The organism is Candidatus Macondimonas diazotrophica (assembly GCF_004684205.1).
GTDB classification, from domain to species: Bacteria; Pseudomonadota; Gammaproteobacteria; order UBA5335; family UBA5335; genus Macondimonas; species Macondimonas diazotrophica.
On sequence record NZ_SRIO01000004.1, the window covers coordinates 26,665 to 44,837 of the forward strand.

Below are 18,173 nucleotides of genomic sequence, written 5' to 3' on the forward strand. Positions count from 1 at the left end.
AGTCGAATTTCGCGCGGCGCGAATACAATCCATGGTTCACCAAAGGTGTTTCGGCATCGGGGTGTGGCATAGGGAGAATTGGTGGATGAAGGATCGCGGTGCTCTGGGACGGAGCCGGCGGTGGGTCGTGAAGGTCGGCAGCGCGCTGGTGACCAACAATGGCCAGGGTCTCGATGAGGGGGCGCTGGCGGATTGGGCGGCGCAGTTGGCTGCTTTGCGTGCGCAAGGCAAGCAGGTTTGCCTGGTCTCGTCAGGCGCCGTGGCAGCCGGGATGCAGCGACTTGCCTGGCACAGGCGGCCCCAGGCGCTGCATGAATTGCAGGCTGCCGCTGCGGTGGGGCAGATGCGGCTCGTCCAGGCTTACGAAACAGAATTCGCACGTCACGGCCTGTATGCAGCGCAGATTCTCCTCAGTTATGCCGATCTCACCGATCGCCAGCGCCATCTCAATGCGCGCAGCACGCTGAAGACCCTGCTTGATCTCGATGCCATTCCCATCATCAACGAAAACGATACCGTCAGTACCGAAGAGCTGCGCTTTGGGGACAATGACAGCCTGGCTTCTCTGGTTGCTAACCTGGTTGAAGCGGAGCTGATGGTGATCCTCACCGACCAGGATGGGCTGTTCGACTGTGATCCGCGCAACAATCCGGGCGCGCGGCTGATTCAGGAGGGTCAGGCCGGTGATGCGGCATTGTTGGCCATGGCCACGCCAACGCCCGGTGCCCTCGGTCGCGGAGGCATGTTCACCAAGCTGACGGCGGCGGCACGGGCCGCGCGAAGCGGCGCAGCGACGATCATCGCCAACGGTCGCCATCCACAGGCGCTCCTGCGCATTGCCCAGGGTGAGGCGGTCGGGACGCTGCTCCATCCGGCCAAGGAACCGCTCGCCGCTCGCAAACAGTGGATCAACAGTCATCTTCAGGTTCGTGGCGAGCTGATCGTTGATGACGGCGCTGCGCGCGTATTGCGCGAGGCCGGACGCAGCCTGTTGCCAGTGGGGGTGACGGCGGTCGTGGGGTACTTCCGTCGCGGGGATGTGGTGATTTGCCGGGACGCGGCCGGGATGGAAGTGGCGCGCGGATTGGTGAACTACAGTGCTGAAGAGTGCCGACTGATCAAAGGGCAGGCGAGCGCGCGCATTCTCGATCTGCTGGGTTATGTGGATGAGGCCGAGCTGATTCACCGCGATAACATGGTGGTGAACTGACCGGAACGCACCGCCTCGGAAGCGACGGCTGCCGAGGCGGACGAGTCAATCAGGCGGCAGCAATGAACAGGCCGATTACACAGGCGAGGCCGGCGGTCCATACCAGGCTGCGCAAGGTGGCCAGATTGGCGAGATACATGCCGCCATAGACGAGTCGGATGATGATGAACGCCACGGCCAGCGAGTTGATGGTCCCCTGATCGGCGCCGGCCTGGTGCGCGATGATGACCGCGGCGGCGAATGCGGGGAAGGCTTCATAGCCATTCTGTTGAGCCCAGTTGGCCCGTTGCCGCCAGCCGGTCTGTTTGTCCAGATAGCTGCGTACAGCGTGATTGTCGAATCCCGGGCCGCCGGCTTTGGCGAGCGTGGACATCATCATGGGGATAATAGCGGCGATCAGCACGCACCAATAAGCGGTGGTCATGGGTCAGATTCCTGTCTGTTCAGAGCGCGAATCGCCCCGGTGGGATCATCTTAGCGGAGATCTACCATGTTTTCCGCCTTCGGATGCAAAAAAAAGCCCTGCGTGGCAGGGCTTTTTGCGGCCTTGTCGAGCCGGAATCTGATCGAATCAGCCCGCAGTAGCGGCCTGGCTTAGCGCTTTCAAGCGCTTGTTGAGGCGGCTTTTGTGGCGAGCGGCCTTGTTACGGTGAACGAGGCCCTTGTTGACCATGCTGTCGATGACCGGGATGGCGGCGGTGAGGCTGGCTTGCGCCGTACCCAAGTCGCCTTCGTCAACGGACTTGATGACTTTCTTAATGGACGTGCGCATGCGCGTCTTGTGGCTGATATTGCGCTGACGGGCCACTTCTGCCTGTCGCGCGCGCTTACGGGCCTGTTTGCTGTTCGCCATGGGCTGTTCGTCCACCGGAAAACTGGGAAAAAATCTGTGTCGGAGCTTTCGCGCCGCCGTTCGAGACGGGCAATAATGCGCCATCCGCCATGGGCTGTCAATCCATCGCCAAACGCATGGCGATCGAAGAGCAGGGTCGCTACCATGCCGCGTCATGACTCGTCCGCCGGACGGCCTTCAGGACAAGCGAGTATCTATGGCTCATGGTCTGATGCGATCCACCGCTGTGGTCAGCGTGATGACACTGGTTTCGCGGGGCTTTGGCTTTCTGCGGGATTTGCTGATGGCTCGGGCGTTCGGTGCGAGTCCGGCCATGGACGCGTTTTTCGTGGCGTTCAAAATTCCCAACTTCTTGCGCCGGCTGTTCGCCGAGGGGTCGTTTTCGCAAGCGTTCATCCCCGTGCTGGCCGAGCAGCGTACCCAGGGGGAATTGGCGCAAGTCCGCGCATTCGCCGATCGAGTGGCGGGTACGCTGGGCGCGATCCTGCTGGTGGTGACGGTGCTGGGCGTGGTTCTGGCGCCCGTGTTGATTTTTCTGTTCGCTCCCGGTTTCGATGGCGCCCATGGCCAGCGCGAACTGGCGATCGGGCTGCTGCGCATCACGTTCCCATACCTTCTGTTCATATCGCTGACCGCGTTCGCTTCCGGCTTGCTCAACACCTACGGCCAGTTCGCCGTACCGGCATTCACACCGGTGCTGCTGAATCTGAGCCTGATTGCGGCGACGCTGTGGGTGGCGCCACGCATGGAGGAGCCGGTTTATGCGCTGGCCTGGGGCGTGTTCATCGCTGGGATGGTCCAACTGGGGTTCCAGTTGCCGTTTCTGATGCACCAGGGTTTGCTGCCGCGGCCGCGCTGGGGCTGGCACTATCCGCCGGTGCGCCGCGTGATGACGCTGATGGTGCCGACCTTGTTCGGCTCGTCGGTGGCGCAGGTGAACTTGCTGGTGGATACGTTGATTGCGTCCTTGCTCGCGGTGGGCAGCGTGAGCTGGCTCTACTATGCCGACCGCCTGATGGAGTTTCCGCTGGGTGTCTTCGGAATTGCGCTGTCCACCGTCATTCTTCCGCATCTATCGGCACGCCATGCCGCGGCTGATCCGCTCCGTTTCTCGCAAACGTTGGATTGGGCGCTGCGCAGCGCCCTGCTGATCAGCCTGCCAGCGGCCGTGCTGATGGGGGTGATCGCCCATCCGCTGCTGGCGACCCTGTTCCATGGCGGCGCTTTCGAAGATCATGATGTGACCATGTCGGCTGCCGCCCTGTCGACCTATGGCCTCGGCCTGACGGGATTCATTCTGGTCAAGGTGCTGGTGCCCGGCTACTATGCCCGTCAGGACACCCGTACGCCGGTGCGGATAGGACTCATCGCGATGGGTGCCAATACCGGGGTCAACCTGATTCTGCTGATTCCCGCCGTTCAACAGAGCCTTTCGGCGCCGCACGCCTTTCTGGCGCTGTCGACCAGCCTGGCAGCCTATCTCAATGCCCTGCTGCTTTATCGCGGGCTGCGCCAGGCCGACGCCTACCGGCCGAGCCCGGGATGGCCGCGATTCCTGCTGCGCATGGTGCTTGCCAACGGGTTGATTGGGGTCGGGTTATGGTGGTTCGTGCCGGCGGGGCCTTACTGGGTCTCGATCAGTGGTCATGATCGGGTGCTGGCTCTGAGTGGTGTGCTGCTGGCCGTGGGACTGGCCTATCCGGCCTTGCTGCTGATTCTGGGTGTGCGCCTGCGGCATTTCCGGCTGCCCAGTGATGAGGCGGTGACAAGTTCAGCCGAGACTTTATAATCGACCCCTTTCACGACAGGTTGGTCATGGAACTGATCCGAGGTGTCCACAACCTCCGTCCTGCGCACCTTGGTTGTGTCGCGACGATCGGGAACTACGATGGCGTGCATCTGGGGCACCGCGCCGTATTGGAGCAGGTCCACAATCTGGCCCGGCCGCTGGGCTTGCCGGTTACGGTCGTCACTTTCGAGCCCTCGCCCCAGGAATACTTCGCTGCCGAAGGGGCACCGGCCCGGCTCAGCCGATTGCCGGAGAAGCTGGCTGAACTGGCGGGCGCCGGTGTGGATCGGGTTCTGTGCCTGCGTTTCGATCGGGCGCTGGCGCGTCTGTCGGCGACCGAGTTTGTCGAGCGCCTGCTGATCCGCGGCCTCGGTGTGCGCGAGCTCGTCGTCGGGGATGATTTCCGATTCGGGCGTGGCCGCGAAGGCGACTTCGACCTGCTTGCGCAAATCGGGCACCAAGCCGGATTCGGAGTCCATCGAACGCGCACCCTGACCGTGGACGGCGAGCGCGTGAGCAGCAGTCGAATTCGCTCGTGTCTGGCAAACGGCGATTTGCCGCAGGCTCGGCGTTTGCTGGGCCGACCCTACAGTCTCTGCGGGCGCGTCGTGCATGGAGAGAAATTGGGTCGCGAGCTCGGCTTCCCCACGGCCAACCTGCCAGTGCGGCGGCGCGTGAGCCCCTTGCGCGGCATCTTCGTGGTCCAGGCACAACTGAGCCACGGTGCGGCGCACGCCGGCGTGGCGAGTCTCGGCACCCGGCCCACCGTCAACGGACGGGAAACGCTGCTTGAGGTTCACTTGCTCGAGCCGGCTGGCAATCTGTATGGCCGGCGCATGCGGGTTTTCTTCCTCAAGCACTTGCGCGATGAACAGCGCTTCGAGTCCGTCGAGCTCATGCGCCAGCAGATTGCCCTCGATGTACAGGCGGCGCGCGACTATTTCAGCCAACCCGGCTGGGCCGAATGACCCGGTCGACCGAGAGACCCATGGACTACAAGCAAACGCTCAATCTGCCCGGCACCGAGTTTCCGATGAAAGCCAATCTGGCGCGGCGCGAGCCGGCTGTATTGGCCCATTGGCAGCAGACGCGGCTCTACGAACAGCTACGCGCGGCGCGGGCCGGCCGGCCGCGCTACGTGCTGCATGACGGGCCGCCGTATGCCAACGGCGAGATCCATATCGGCCATGCGGTCAATAAGATCCTGAAGGACATCATCAACAAGAGCCGCCTTCTGGACGGATTCGATGTGCCTTACGTTCCGGGCTGGGACTGCCACGGCCTACCGATCGAACTGGCCGTGGAAAAGGCGCAGGGCAAGCCGGGCGTGGATGGAGCGCGGGATTTCCGCCGGGCCTGTCGGGCTTATGCCGAGGCCCAGGTGGCCCGCCAGCGCGAGGATTTCATCCGTCTGGGCGTGCTGGCCGACTGGGAGCATCCCTACCTCACCATGGACCCGGCCTATGAAGCCGACATCGTGCGGGCTCTGGCGCAGATCGTCGCCAACGGCCATCTGCAGCGCGGGGCCAAGCCGGTGCACTGGTGCGTTGATTGCGGCTCGGCCCTGGCCGAGGCCGAGGTGGAATACGCCGAGCATCAGTCGCTCGCCATCGACGTGCGCTTTTCCTGCCCGGAGCCCGAAGTGCTGTTTGCCCGGTTGCAGCACGCGCCCGAGGGCAAGGGCGACGGCCCGGTTTCGGTCGTCATCTGGACCACCACGCCCTGGACGCTGCCGGCCAATCAGGCGGTGGCGGTGCATCCCGAGCTGGATTATGTGCTGATCGAAGTGGAGGGTGCTCAGGGTCGCGAGCGCCTTGTCTTGGCCCAGGCGGAGGTCGATGCCGTTCTGGCCCGCTGGGGCATCGAGACCCATCGCGTGCTGGCCTATGGTCCGGGCGCCGCGTTGGAGGGCGTGCGACTGCGTCATCCTTTCCAGGCGCGCGAAGTGCCGATGATCCTGGCCGATTTCGTGACCACCGGCACCGGCACCGGCCTCGTTCACATCGCGCCGGCGCATGGTCCAGACGACTATGCGGTGGGGCAGCGCAACGCGTTGCCGGTGGACAATCCGGTGGGGCCGGATGGTCGCTACTTTGACGATATTCCCGATCTGGCCGGAAAACCCGTCCTCACCGCGCACGATGCGGTGCTCGATCTGCTCAAAACGAGGGGCTCACTGGTCCATGTCGAGCGGCTCCGGCACAGCTACCCGCATTGTTGGCGGCACAAGACGCCGGTCATCTTCCGCGCTACGCCGCAATGGTTCATCGCCATGGACGCCACGGGCCTGCGCGATACGGCCTTGGACGAGATCGCACGCGTGACGTGGCTGCCGGCCTGGGGGGAGGAGCGCATCCGCGGCATGGTCGCCGAGCGCCCCGACTGGTGCGTGTCCCGCCAGCGTCTGTGGGGGGTGCCGCTGGCGCTGTTCGTTCATCGGCGCACGGGCACCCTGCATGCGGATACGGTCGCGCTCATGGAGCAGGTGGCTGCCCGTATCGAGCAGGCCGGCGTCCAGGCATGGTTCGATCTCGATCCGGCCGAGCTGTTGGGCGCAGAGGCAGCGGATTATGAGAAGGTGAACGATACGCTGGATGTCTGGTTCGACTCTGGCGTGAGCAGCGCGGCGGTGCTCGAGCGGCGCGAGGAGCTGGGCTTTCCGGCCGACCTTTATCTGGAAGGGTCCGATCAGCACCGCGGCTGGTTCCAGTCCTCGCTCTTGACCGCGGTGGCGCGGCGTGGCGAGGCGCCCTATCGCGCCGTGCTCACCCATGGCTTCACGGTCGATGAGAAAGGCCAGAAGATGTCCAAGTCGCGCGGCAACGTGGTGGCGCCGCAGGCGGTGGTGGACACCCTTGGCGCCGACGTGCTGCGGCTGTGGGTGGCGGCGACCGATTACCGCGCCGAGATGGCCGTTTCTCAGCAGATTCTGAGCCGCATCAGCGATGCCTACCGGCGTATTCGCAACACGGCGCGCTTTCTGCTCGCCAATCTCAAGGGTTTTGATCCGGCGACCGATGCGCTTCCCGCTCCGGAGTTGCTGTCGCTCGACCGCTGGATCCTGCATCGCGCCGATGTTCTGCAAGAGCGGCTGCGCGATGCCTACACGCGTTTCGAGTTTCACCGCGTCTATCAGGACGTCCACAACTTCTGTTCGGTGGATCTGGGCGCATTCTACCTCGACGTGATCAAGGACCGGCTCTACACCACGCCCGCCGACAGCCGCGCCCGACGTTCCGCCCAGAGTGCGCTCTACCACCTTGCCGAAGCGCTGGTGCGCTGGATCGCACCGGTCCTGAGCTTTACTGCCGAGGAGATCTGGCGATCCTTGCCTGGTGCGCGAGCGGAGTCGGTATTCCTGGCCGAATGGCATGTCTTACCCGAAGTGGCCCCGGACGAGGCGTTATGGGCGCGCGTGCTGGCGGTGCGCGAATGCGTCGGCCCCGAACTCGAACGCTGGCGCGTGGCGACCGGAGCCGGCGCCAATCTCGAGGCCGAGGTATCGATTTACGCCGGCCAGGAGCTCTTCGAAGCGCTGCAGCCGCTCGCCGGGGAGCTGCGCTTTGCGCTGATCACCTCCGAGGCTCACCTCGCCCGCGAGACGGCACGTCCGCCCGAGGCGGTTCACGCCACCCTGGACGGCGGCGATGAGCTGTGGATCACCATCCGCCCGGCGGAGCATGCCAAGTGCCCGCGCTGCTGGCATCGCCGTGCGGATGTGGGCAGTCATCCCGATCATCCCGAGCTGTGCGGGCGCTGCGCCAGCAATGTCGCCGGACCCGGCGAGGATCGGCAGTGGGCGTGACCGATGCTGGCCACGCATCCGTGGCCGCCCGGATCCTGGACCGGCCGGGCCGCATGGCCCTGTGGCTGGGACTGGTGGCCGGGCTCGTCGGCCTGGATCAGGCCAGCAAACAGATGGCCGAGGCGTTGCTCACGCCCTACATGCCACACGCGGTGGTGCCGGGCTTTTTCAATCTGACCCTGGCCTACAATCCCGGCGCCGCGTTCAGCTTCCTGGCAGGCGCCGGTGGCTGGCAGCGCTGGTTCTTTCTGGCCTTGGCACTGGGCGTGGGCGGCGTTCTGCTGCGCTGGCTGTTGCTGCGCCCTGCGCGGGAAGTCTTCTGGCCCCTGGCCTATACTCTCATCCTCAGCGGCGCGATCGGCAACGCGGTCGATCGCGCCCTGCACGGCCACGTCATCGATTTCATCCAACTCTATTACCAGGACTGGTACTGGCCCGCTTTCAATCTCGCCGACTCGGCCATCACGGTCGGCGCCGCGCTCTACATCTGGATGAGTTTTCGCGAAGGCGGGGACTGAAGGCCTTTCGCTGGAGACGTCGGGATATCGTGGTAAGAACCAGGCGCCGCATCGTTTGCAGCGCCCGGTTTTTTGCAACTGGGCGCTACCAGCGCATCGTCATTCCGGCGTAGACCGCCCGGCCGTCGCCGGGGATGAATTGATTGGTGTTGGGGCCGAAGGCACCCACGGCCGGCTCGGTGATGAGGCCGGTGGTGGCGGCATACTTCTCGTCGGTCAGGTTGCGTGCATCCAGGAAGATCTCGATCTGGCGCGTAATCTCGTAGTTGGCCGTGAGCCCCAGCAGCGCGTAGGCGTCCGTCTCGAGGCTGTTTTTGAAGTCGATCGGATAGCCCTGCGGCACCCACTCCACATTCGGTCCGATTGCGAATCCCGCCGGATGGCGATAGCGCAGTTCGGCGCGCAGGTAGTGATCGGGAATGCCGGGAATGGCGTTGTCGCCCCATTGCGGATCGCCGTCGAACTTGAAATCGTTGTAGGTGTAGGCGAGGCGACTGGTGAGGCTCTGGCCGTCGAACTCGGCGAGTCGGGTGCCCACACCCAGCTCGATGCCTTGGTGGATGGTTTTGTCGGCGTTGAGTACGGCGCTCTGGCCGCCGTCGCCGAGTGCGGTGAACATCAACTCATCGCGCACCCAGCTGCGATAGAGGCTGGCATCCCAGCTCAGCGCTTGCCATTCGCCCCGGCTGCCGACTTCCAGCGTGGTGGAACGCTGCGCGTCGATGTCCGCCAGTCCGCTCACGCCGGGAATGCTCTGGGTGAGTTCGGAGAACGTTGGCGGTTCGTAGGCCTGGCTCACGTTTGCAAACAGCTGTAGCGTCTCGGCGGCGTCCCAGAGCAGGCCCAGCCGCGGGCTCAGTCCGCGATAGGTCTTGGTGCCGCTGCGGTCGCCGTCGCTGGCAAAGCGGTCGTCATAGTCGCGTTCGGCGTAGGTGCCCTGCGCTGCGACGATGCCAGTCCACTCCGGCGCGAGCTCGGTGCGATTTTCGGCAAACAGGGCGGCGTTGCGGGATTGCTCGCGCGCCTTGCTGGTCAGGTCGCCATAATCGCCGGCGAGGTTCACGTAGCGCCGGGCGTCGGTATCCCCGGTGCCGACGCGGGTGCCGACCGTCAGCCGGTTGGCTCGGCCGGCCAGTGCTCCGTCCTGGCGCCATGTGGCGTAGGCGCCATAGTTCATCGAATCCTGGTCGATGATCTGGAAGATGGGGTGGTAGAGCTGTTTGCTGACGGCATAGATACCGCCCGAGATCTCCTGATCCTCGCGCTTCCAGGTCGTCTTGTTGGCGACACGCAACACCTCGAAGTCTCGCTGGTAGTTGTTGCGCACGTTGCCCGGATTGGCCTGTGTCGGATCGTCCTCGAGCTGGGCCTTGGACAGGCTGCCGGGGAGTTCCTGATTGATGTCGCCATAGGTGAGATAGAAACGGGTCTCCAGATCATCGCTCAGGCGATAACCCGCATTGCTGAATAACCGGGTGTTGGCCTGGTCCATGAAGTCGCGAAAGCCATCGGAGCGCAGGTGGCTGACGGACAGGAAATAGTCCCCCTTGCCGATGACATCGCCAGTGGCGACCTGGGCGCGGCCGGTTGTGAAGCTGCCGCCTTCGAGGCGTAACCTGAGCCGGTCGGCGTCGTATCCGGTGGGCGTGACGAAATTGATCGCGCCGCCGAGCGCGGCGGTACCGAGCTCCAGGGCATTGGCGCCCTTGAAAACCTCGACGTATTGGAAGGCGAGGGGATCGATATCCTGAAAATCACCGCCGCCATCGGCCAGGTTGATGGGGATGCCATCCTGAAACAGACCGATGCCGCGAAGATGGAAGGTCCGCGACAGACCAGAGCCGCGGATCGACAGGCGCAGCTCCTCGGCGTAGCGCGGCTGGGCGTAAACGCCCGGTACATAGTCCAGCATGTCCTTGATCGTGACCGCCCGGGTATCTTCATAGGTTTCCGCGTCGACCACTGCTGCGCCGCCGGGGATCTCGCGGATGCGTGCCTCGGCGGCGGCGGCGTCCGGCACGGTGAGGCTGCCAGCTGTCCCTTCCACGGTGACTTCCGGCAGAACGGGGCGGGTGATCGGTGATGAATTTTCGGCCTGCGCCGTTGCCGAAAGGGCACCGAGGGTCGCGAGCAGGCCAGACAGGCGGTGAGCGTTGGATGATGGCATGGACATTCCATTGTCGAGAATGACGGTTTGACTCGAAAGCGCGCATTCTCCTTGGAAGGCGGTGAGGGTTCGCGGGCTGCGACAATATGACGCAGGTCGGCGTGCGCTCCAGAGGGGCTGCGAATGGCTTGCGTGCGGCGAGGAGTTGTCTCAAGATAACGACTGCGCATGTGCGCGACCTTGAGGTTTCTGTCTTATGGATGTGCCCCAACGATGGGCGAGTGCATCTCCCACCATTCCCGCGCTTGAAGTTCGTGATCTCCTCAAATCCATCCGGTTCTACGAGCAGGCACTCGGGCTTGAACTGACCCAGTTCATGACCGCCGAGCGGCGTGCACTCCTGTCTCACGGCGATTGGCAGCTGTGCCTGGCCGAGGAGCGTGAGCCGCATCCCATTACCGCCTGTTTCCATGTTGCCGAAGCCGAAGCGCTCTATCGGCGGTGCAATGCGGCCGGCGCGACCGTTGCCGGCTATCTCCGTCGTGCAGCGGATGGACATCGACATTTCGAAATCGAAGACCCGGATGGCCATCGTCTGCGCATCGACGAACAGTCCGCGCCCTGAACGCCCACGCTGATGTTGCGACGACGTCAAGGAATGACGCCATGAAAGATGCGCTTTATCACCGCGATGGGCCGCTCTACGTCCCCACCGAGCGCACCAACTCCCCATGGGACAGCCGCCTGCTCCATGGCGGCGCGATCGCCGGGTTGATGGCCCATGTCATCGATCGGCATGAACCGGATCCCGAGTGGCGCATCCTGCGGTTGACGCACGATCTGTGCCGCCCGGCACCGCGGGTGCCACTGGAAGTGGTCACCGAGACCCTGCGTGCGGGCCAGCGCATCCAGCTCATCCAGGCGCGCATGCTGGCAGACGGCCAGGAAGTCGCGCGCAGCACCGCGTTGCGCGGTCGGCTCCAGCCGGTCGATTTGCCCGAACACGCCGTCGTGAGCGGTGGTGTGCCCAACGGCCCCGAAGGATTGGCATCGGAAGGATTCCTGGGCGGGCGCGGGCAGCCCGGAAAGCGGCCGCCCGGGCTCAATGCCGCCATCGAGATGCGGCGCGTGTCCGGTTTTGCCTTCAAGGGCGAGGGCACGGCCTGGCTGCGGATCGAGGCCGATGTCGTGGCCGGCGAGCCCACCACACCGATCAGCTACATGGGCATGATGTCGGATTTCGGCAACGGCATCGGCCAGCTTTATCTCGGCGGCAAGATGGGCTGCATCAACGCCGACATCGACCTGCACCTCAACCGTTACCCGGACGGGGAGTGGATCTGCCTCGAAAGCCATACCCACATGGAACCCACGGGTCTCGGCACCACCCACACCCGGCTCTACGACACCCGTGGCCCGATCGGTCGCGTCGATCAGTGCCTCGTACTGCGCCCGATGCAGTTTCTGGGTTAAGCCGGTAGTCGTCGCGCCGATCGGCGTGGGGCGACTGGCTTGAAGCGGAGATCTGCACATGAATCGGTGGGTTGTGGCTGGACTGATCGCGATGGCCGGCTGGCAGGCGTATGGCCGTTATGGCCAGCATCTCCCGTTTCCGCTGACGGCACGACCTGAGATTGCTACTGCGGCGCCAGCCGATCGATTGTCACAGTCGATGCCTGCCGCGGTCGTTCCTGCGCCGCCCCAGTTTGCCTGTGATGGCCGCCTTCACTGTTCGCAGATGCGCTCTTATGAAGAGGCGAAATTTTTTCTTCGTCATTGTCCCGGCGTGAAGATGGACGGGGATAGCGACGGCATTCCCTGCGAGCAGCAGTGGGGGCACGGTGATTGGAACGCCGCCCGTTAGCGTTTCCGGCTTTTCGTGGCCCGAACAGGCGGCACCCCGGTGCGTCTGACGCACCTTCAGGCCGGGACAGCGTCGGGCACCGCCAGCAGCCAGGCCAGCGCCCCGGCGATCAGCGGCAGCGGCAGGGACACAAGGAGGCGCAGCAGCACGAAGCGCGACCCCATGAGCGGCAGTTCGAAACTCAGCGTTCGGTGGATGGCGAGGACCGACCAGGCCGTCATCAGCGCGACCAGCGGGGCAAAACCCATCCCGGCCTGCTTGAGCAGAATCACGAACGGGAAGCTCACCATGGGCCCGCCGGGCAATAGAGCCCCCAGCCCGCTGGCCAGCACGATGCCCCACCACCCGCTCTGGGGTCCGAGTGCGTTGGCCAGGACGGCTTGCGGCAGTAATTTCCCCAGCAAGGAAGCAGCCAGCAGTGCGAGCGGCAAACGCAGCGCAATGAGGCGCAGCTGTGCTCCTGCGATCAGCGCTGCCTCCCGGTGCAGCTGACGATTGCGCCGATGTGCGACGGCCATCAGTGCGGCCAACAGGACGGTCAATGCGAGGAGGGATGAGCCGATCACGCGGTTTCCTCGCGTGTGGTGCGGCGTTCAAGCCGATATGCCCAATGGGCGGCCAGCCACGGTAGCGGCAGGGATATCAGCCAGCGCAGTAGCGCGAAGCGCCAGCCGAGCCAGGGGATTTCCCAGATGATCATGCGGTGCAGGCCGAGCACGGACCAGGCGGTGAGAAAGGCGATACAGGTGCTGAGTGGTGCGCCCGATTGACGGAGTACCAACACCACGGGAAACGCCGCAAACGGTCCACCGGGCATCAGGGCTCCGGCCAAGGCAGCCAGTCCGGTGGCGCGCCATCCGGCGTGGCGGCCGAGCTGGCTTTCGACCCAGCGAGGGGGGATGAGGCTTTGCGCGTATCCGGCAAGGAGTAGAGCCAACAGCACCAGCGGGGTGATCGAAATCAACAGGATGAGCCCTTGTGCGAGGCCATCGCGCAGCGCATCAAGGCCGCCGCGTTGGTAGAGCAAGCCTCCGGCGAGAACCGACAACATAATGAAAAACAAGGACATTCCATCGGGTCGACGGGGCTTTTCCGGCGTCGGATTGGTCATGATCGATCACAGCAGCGAAGCGGAAGGCCGGGGAGTGCATCCGGGTGACTTGCGTTCTCTCCAGAGTGGTTTAGTCTCAGGGAAAACTGCCTCATTCTGGCATGGCGGGAGAGCGGAACCAATGCAGACAGGATCGTCAGCATGGTGGATGGCCGTCGACCGGGCGCGGGAACGGGCGGAAGCGGCGAACTTGCTGGCGTCGCCGGCCACGCTGATTTCCTGTCCCGGGCACGACGGTCCCTACCTGATTGCATGGCGCGATGCGCGCCCGGGTGTAGGCGCAGCGGTGCCGCCGATCATGATGGATTCGTGTCTGCAGCAGGGCCTGCATCGTGTGGCGCTCCTTCGCCGCCCGCTGCTCAAGGGCCAGATGCGTTTGGCCCGACGTCAACCCTGTGTGCGCCAGGGCGGCCTGGATGCCGAAGATTTCACCATGCTGTGGCGTTGTCTGCAGGGGCGTGATGTGCTGGCTTTCGTACCGGCGCGCAGCGGGGACGTGCCAAGAACGGTGGACATTGTGCCGCTTCCACTGCATCCGGAAATCGCGCTTCCGGCATCCAAGGCATTGATTCAAGCGGATTTGCGCAGTCAATTCGGTGTCGTTCCGGGCTGGGCATTTCCCCATCGCGTCGCAGCGGTCTCGCCGGAATGGCTGGCGCAGCCCGAGCAGGGCGGCCGCATTGCTTGGGTGCTCTATCTGCGCATGCGACGCGCGTTGCAAGGAAAGCGTGGAGACCGGGATTTCCACATGCTGGTGACGCGGCGATGGATGTGGTTGGTGCCTTGTCCGATTGGAGCGGCCCTGGAATATGCGGGCGTGGTGGCCGTCCGAACCACGGAGCAGTGGGAAAGGATGATGCAATCCGGGCCCTGGAGCGCATTGTCCGCAATCGCCGAGGAAGCCTCGCTATGCGGGTGAGCGTGGATATCTGCGTGATCCCGATGGGTGTCGGCGCGTCGGTATCTGCCGAAGTGGCGCGCTGCGTGGAAATCTTGCAGCACCATGGTCTGCACCCTCGATCGCACCCCTTCGGAACGGCCGTGGAGGGCGAGTGGGATGAGGTATTCCGGGCCATCCGGGCTTGTCATGAGGCCCTTCATGCGACGGGGGTTCCCCGCTTGATGACGACGCTGAAGGTCGGGACACGGGTGGACAAGCCACAGAGCCTCGACGATAAAATGCGCGCTTTGGCCGATCAGTTGTCCGCACCGCTGCCTTGAGCCGGGCGCACTTCCCCGGCGCCGCAATCTGGAAGTCCATGCAAACTTTGCCCGATGCTTCAAGCATCCGTACGGCCCAGTTTCGTCAACTCACTGAAGCCTTGGAAAGCCTTCGTCAGGAGCGTTTGCCGGCGGATCGGGCGCTGGACCGATTCTTTCGGACGCGGCGATTCCTGGGTGGACGCGATCGCCGGTTCATTGCCGATGGCGTTTTCGGCATTCTGCGACGCCAGCGTTTTCTGGAATATTGCCTGCAGGACGGTTTGACCGGAACGCCGTCAGCGTCTGATCTGGCTGGATTGTTCCTGCTGACGCAGGGCTGGTCGGAGCGTGCACTCGCCCGATTCCTGCCCGCCGGCCAGGCCGCGCGGCTGAGCGATGCCCTGCGGCAGGCCAATCAGCAGTCGATGTCGTTTGCTCTTCGGCACAGTCTGCCCGACATCCTGGCCGAGTCTCTGATAAGGGACTGGGGCGAATCCGAAGCCGAGCAGCTGGCGTGTGCCTTGGCGACTACCGCACCGCTGGATCTGCGTGTGAACACCTTGCGGTCCGATCGTGATCATCTGCGTGCGCGTTTGTTCGAGAGCGGAATCGAGCTCGACAATACCCCCTTCGCGCCGCATGGTTTGCGAAGGGAAAATCGGGCTGCCCTGTTCAAGGCGCCGGGTTTCAAAGAGGGTGCCTTCGAGGTTCAGGACGAGGGGAGCCAGCTACTCGCGGCGCTGGTGGATGTGCCGACACGCGGGCGCGTGGTGGATTATTGCGCCGGGGCCGGCGGCAAGACGCTGGCGTTGGCCATGGACATGAATAACAAGGGCGAGATCCTGGCGTGCGATGTGATCGGTCGCAAGCTAACGGAGCTGGCGCGCCGGGCCCGACGCGCCGGAGCGCACAACATCCGCATTCATTCCCTTGCGGACAACGGCGCGCTGGCCCTGCAGACCCAGCGGCGACGGTATGACCGAGTGCTGGTCGATGCGCCCTGTTCGGGGTCCGGAACATTGCGGCGCAATCCGGATCTGCGCAATCGTGCGCTGGATCTGCCGGCATTAACCACGTTGCAGCGCCAGATTCTGGAGTCAGCTGCCGATTTGGTGGCCCCTGAAGGACGGCTGATCTATGCCACGTGCAGCCTGCTCCATGCCGAGAATCAGGCCGTCGTGTCCGCCTTTCTGGCGGATCACCCTGATTTCATCCATCTGCCCGCACAAACCGTAATGACGCAGCGGGGGCTCGGCTTGCCGACGAGCATGTTTCGTGACGGGAATTTTCAACCCGTTCCCCATTTGCACGGTACCGACGGTTTTTTTGGAGCCGTCCTGAAGCGAGCCGGGATGCCATGAGCCACCCATCGACCGGATTTGAAAGGGCGCGTATGCTACGCGCTCCGATGAGAACCTTTCCCGAGAGATCGGGGTCTATCCGTCACTTATTCACTTTTAGAGACGAAATAATGCGTGAAATTGCAGTGTCGTGGTCCCGCTTCGTGATGATTGCGCTGGCGCTGGCCGTATTCGTGGGGTCGCCGGCCCAAGCCGCCGACAAGCGCGCGCTAGCGGCCGAGATCATGCGCGCTTCCGGGCTGGAACAACAGCTGAGCCATACCACCCGGTCGATCAAGGACAGCCTGCAAAAGGCTGAAGAAAGCGGCAAGGCAACGTCCGAACAGCGTGAAATCGGACAGATCATGCTGGATGCGTTTGGGCCTCCGACCATTTTGAGTTCGGTCGGCAAGCAGCTCGCTGATCAGTTGAGCGAAGGGGAGCTTCAGAAAGTGCTGAGCTGGTATGAAGGCAATCCCGGAAAAAAACTGATCCAACTCGAGAACCAGCTGGGTGATCCCGAAAAAGCCAAAGATCTGGTCGAATTTGCCAAGCAGACGGAGCAAAACCCGATTCCTGAATCGCGCCAGGCGCTTTATCAGCAAATCGACAAGGCGACACTGACCACGCAGACCACGGTGGATATGCAGCTGAATTCCCGTGTCGCCATGGTCAAGGCCATGAACAAGACCGCCAAGAGCGAGAAGAAGCTCACCGATGCCGAGATCGACGCCAAGATCGCGGCTCAGCGTCCTCAGGCCACGGCCTTCCTGCAGCAGATCAATCTCATCAAGTTTGCCTATCTGTACAAGGATCTGCCGGAAGGCGACATGAATGCGTATCTGAAGTTTGCCCAGTCCGATGCAGGCAGCAAATTTTTCAAGGTTCGTTCCAAAGCATTGGATGCCGCAATGCAGGAAGGTTCCCGCAAAGTCGGGGCAGCCATGGGCAGTCGGATCAAGGAGTAACGTAGTCCTCTGCGCGGTCGGCCGGACCTTTGTGGCCCGTTCGACCCGGCTGGTTGCGCGAGCGGGATCGGATAGATCACATGGCGAGTGAAGAAAAGCCCCTGTTGGCGGCCGTCGATTTGTGCTGTGTGCGGAGCGATCGGTTGCTGTTCCAAGGCTTGGGATTCGCGCTTCGCCCCGGCACCCTGATCAAGGTCGCGGGGCCGAACGGTGCCGGAAAGACCAGCCTGCTTCGCATTCTGGCTGGCCTTGCCCAGCCTGAGGATGGAGAGGTGCAGTGGCAGGGACAGCCGATTGCGCATCATGCGGCGGAATACGCCGCCGATCGGCGCTATCTCGGTCACCACAACGGGCACAGTCTGGCGCTCACGGCGCGGGAGAATCTGCGTGTCGCGGCGGCGCTGCAAGGCGTCGAGCAGTCGGCTGCGGAGCGGGATGCGATTCTCGAAACCGTCGGCTTGGCTCATGTGCTCGACGCTCCGGTGGCGCGCTTGTCATCCGGACAGCGGCGACGTCTGGCGCTGGCCCGGCTGCTGTTGGGCCGCGCCGGGGTGTGGATTCTGGACGAGCCGCTCAATGCGCTGGATCGTGCGGGCCAGACGCTGGTGAACGGGATGCTGGCCGAGCACTTGTCTCGGCAGGGCGTAGCGGTGGTGAGCACGCATCACCCCTTGGCCCTGCCCTCTCCGGCGCGGCAGCAGACCTTGACCCTGGCTGCGTCATGACCGCTTCACTCGCCCATGCGTGGTGGGCTGTGCTGCGGCGGGACCTGATGCTCTCGGTGCGCCGGCTGGGCGAACTCGGCAATCCTGTGGTGTTCTTCGCGGCCGTGGTGAGTTTGTTTCCCTTGGCGCTGGGTGCCGATGTCGCCTTGCTGCGCGCCGTGGGCCCCGGTGTGGTCTGGGTCGGTGCGCTGTTGGCCAGCCTGTTGTCCCTCGAGGGACTGTTCCGGGCCGACTTCGAGGATGGCAGCCTGGAACAGCTGCTGCTCAGCCCGCATCCGACCAGCGTGCTCGTGTCGGCCAAGATTCTCGCGCACTGGCTGGTGACCGGTGTGCCCTTGTTGTTGATCACGCCTCTGCTGGGCGTCTTGCTACAATTGTCGACCCCGGCTCAGGTGGTGCTGTTCGGCGGCCTGTTGCTCGGAACCCCGATTCTCAGTCTGCTGGGATCGGTGGCGGTGGCGTTGACGCTGGGGCTGCCACGGGGCGGTCTGCTGGTGTCGGTGCTGCTGTTGCCGCTGTTCGCCCCGGTTCTGGTATTCGGTGCCGGTGCGGTGAGCAGCGCGCTTTTGGAGATGCCTGTGTTGCCTTATTTCTACATGCTCGGGGCCGAACTGGTGCTGGCGATCACGGTGGTGCCAGTGGCGACTGCGGCCGCACTGCGCGCCAGCCTGGGTTCCTGA

Annotated in this window: 19 protein-coding genes; 14 read left to right on the forward strand and 5 right to left on the reverse strand. The window is 63.9% G+C overall.

Translation table 11 applies throughout. From position 1 onward, the window contains the following. The first annotated feature begins 85 nt into the window (after positions 1 to 85). Positions 86 to 1,210 carry a glutamate 5-kinase gene (gene proB, locus E4680_RS03980; RefSeq protein ID WP_135281103.1) on the forward strand — a complete coding sequence of 375 codons (1,125 nt, stop codon included), beginning with the start codon at positions 86 to 88 and terminating at the stop codon, positions 1,208 to 1,210. A gap of 49 nt (positions 1,211 to 1,259) precedes the next feature. Here proB and E4680_RS03985 read toward each other — a convergent pair whose 3' ends face one another. Then, a complete protein-coding gene (locus E4680_RS03985) occupies positions 1,260 to 1,634 on the reverse strand; it encodes an MAPEG family protein (RefSeq protein ID WP_135281104.1) in 375 nt (124 codons plus the stop codon). Positions 1,635 to 1,781: 147 nt separating this feature from the next. Continuing rightward, positions 1,782 to 2,063, reverse strand: a complete 282-nt coding sequence (gene rpsT, locus E4680_RS03990) for a 30S ribosomal protein S20 (protein WP_135281105.1) — start codon at positions 2,061 to 2,063, stop codon at positions 1,782 to 1,784. Between the two features lie 196 nt (positions 2,064 to 2,259). Between rpsT and murJ the strand changes: the two genes are divergently transcribed. From murJ to lspA, 4 genes are read left to right on the forward strand one after another with little or no spacing between them, the layout of a single operon-like run. Further along, positions 2,260 to 3,852, forward strand: coding sequence for a murein biosynthesis integral membrane protein MurJ (gene murJ, locus E4680_RS03995; RefSeq protein ID WP_135281106.1), 1,593 nt, complete (start codon positions 2,260 to 2,262; stop codon positions 3,850 to 3,852). Positions 3,853 to 3,878: 26 nt separating this feature from the next. Next, complete coding sequence (ribF, locus tag E4680_RS04000; protein WP_135281107.1) at positions 3,879 to 4,820, forward strand: bifunctional riboflavin kinase/FAD synthetase; 942 nt, start codon at positions 3,879 to 3,881, stop codon at positions 4,818 to 4,820. A gap of 20 nt (positions 4,821 to 4,840) precedes the next feature. Beyond that, the gene (ileS, locus tag E4680_RS04005) at positions 4,841 to 7,657 is read left to right on the forward strand and encodes an isoleucine--tRNA ligase (RefSeq protein ID WP_135281108.1); all 2,817 of its coding nucleotides are present in this window, start codon (positions 4,841 to 4,843) and stop codon (positions 7,655 to 7,657) included. Next, on the forward strand, positions 7,654 to 8,175 hold the full coding sequence (gene lspA, locus E4680_RS04010) for a signal peptidase II (RefSeq protein ID WP_479688843.1): 522 nt from the start codon (positions 7,654 to 7,656) through the stop codon (positions 8,173 to 8,175). The genes ileS and lspA overlap by 4 nt, the downstream gene beginning before the upstream one ends. 85 nt (positions 8,176 to 8,260) lie before the next feature. Here lspA and E4680_RS04015 read toward each other — a convergent pair whose 3' ends face one another. Further along, entirely contained in the window at positions 8,261 to 10,342 is a 2,082-nt protein-coding gene (locus tag E4680_RS04015) for a TonB-dependent receptor family protein (RefSeq protein ID WP_167792371.1), read from the reverse strand. A gap of 196 nt (positions 10,343 to 10,538) precedes the next feature. On the opposite strand from E4680_RS04015, the gene E4680_RS04020 reads away from it, so the two are divergent. From E4680_RS04020 to E4680_RS04030, 3 genes are read left to right on the forward strand one after another with little or no spacing between them, the layout of a single operon-like run. After that, on the forward strand, positions 10,539 to 10,907 hold the full coding sequence (locus E4680_RS04020; RefSeq protein ID WP_135281110.1) for a VOC family protein: 369 nt from the start codon (positions 10,539 to 10,541) through the stop codon (positions 10,905 to 10,907). Between the two features lie 41 nt (positions 10,908 to 10,948). After that, the gene (locus E4680_RS04025) at positions 10,949 to 11,755 is read left to right on the forward strand and encodes a thioesterase family protein (RefSeq protein WP_135281111.1); all 807 of its coding nucleotides are present in this window, start codon (positions 10,949 to 10,951) and stop codon (positions 11,753 to 11,755) included. Between the two features lie 58 nt (positions 11,756 to 11,813). Continuing rightward, entirely contained in the window at positions 11,814 to 12,146 is a 333-nt protein-coding gene (locus E4680_RS04030) for an excalibur calcium-binding domain-containing protein (protein ID WP_167792372.1), read from the forward strand. A 56-nt stretch (positions 12,147 to 12,202) separates the two neighbouring features. On the opposite strand, the gene E4680_RS04035 is transcribed toward E4680_RS04030, so the two are convergent. Beyond that, a complete protein-coding gene (locus E4680_RS04035; RefSeq protein ID WP_240696108.1) occupies positions 12,203 to 12,712 on the reverse strand; it encodes a hypothetical protein in 510 nt (169 codons plus the stop codon). Beyond that, positions 12,709 to 13,215 (reverse strand): permease, encoded by a 507-nt coding sequence (locus tag E4680_RS04040; RefSeq protein ID WP_135281274.1) that lies wholly within the window; start codon positions 13,213 to 13,215, stop codon positions 12,709 to 12,711. Before E4680_RS04040 ends, E4680_RS04035 begins: the two co-directional genes overlap by 4 nt. 163 nt (positions 13,216 to 13,378) lie before the next feature. Here E4680_RS04040 and E4680_RS04045 point away from each other — a divergent pair, with 163 nt between their 5' ends. The 6 genes from E4680_RS04045 (at position 13,379) to ccmB (ending at position 18,173) form a co-directional block, all read left to right on the forward strand. Next, complete coding sequence (locus tag E4680_RS04045) at positions 13,379 to 14,176, forward strand: ATP adenylyltransferase family protein (RefSeq protein ID WP_135281112.1); 798 nt, start codon at positions 13,379 to 13,381, stop codon at positions 14,174 to 14,176. Continuing rightward, entirely contained in the window at positions 14,167 to 14,478 is a 312-nt protein-coding gene (locus E4680_RS04050) for an MTH1187 family thiamine-binding protein (protein WP_135281113.1), read from the forward strand. Before E4680_RS04045 ends, E4680_RS04050 begins: the two co-directional genes overlap by 10 nt. A gap of 38 nt (positions 14,479 to 14,516) precedes the next feature. Continuing rightward, entirely contained in the window at positions 14,517 to 15,821 is a 1,305-nt protein-coding gene (locus E4680_RS04055; protein ID WP_135281114.1) for an RsmB/NOP family class I SAM-dependent RNA methyltransferase, read from the forward strand. A 110-nt stretch (positions 15,822 to 15,931) separates the two neighbouring features. Further along, the gene (locus E4680_RS04060; RefSeq protein WP_167792373.1) at positions 15,932 to 16,768 is read left to right on the forward strand and encodes a hypothetical protein; all 837 of its coding nucleotides are present in this window, start codon (positions 15,932 to 15,934) and stop codon (positions 16,766 to 16,768) included. Positions 16,769 to 16,848: 80 nt separating this feature from the next. Further along, positions 16,849 to 17,493: a cytochrome c biogenesis heme-transporting ATPase CcmA gene (gene ccmA, locus E4680_RS04065; protein ID WP_205688744.1), complete on the forward strand. Its 645-nt coding sequence runs from the start codon at positions 16,849 to 16,851 to the stop codon at positions 17,491 to 17,493. Then, the gene (gene ccmB, locus E4680_RS04070) at positions 17,490 to 18,173 is read left to right on the forward strand and encodes a heme exporter protein CcmB (RefSeq protein ID WP_135281116.1); all 684 of its coding nucleotides are present in this window, start codon (positions 17,490 to 17,492) and stop codon (positions 18,171 to 18,173) included. Before ccmA ends, ccmB begins: the two co-directional genes overlap by 4 nt.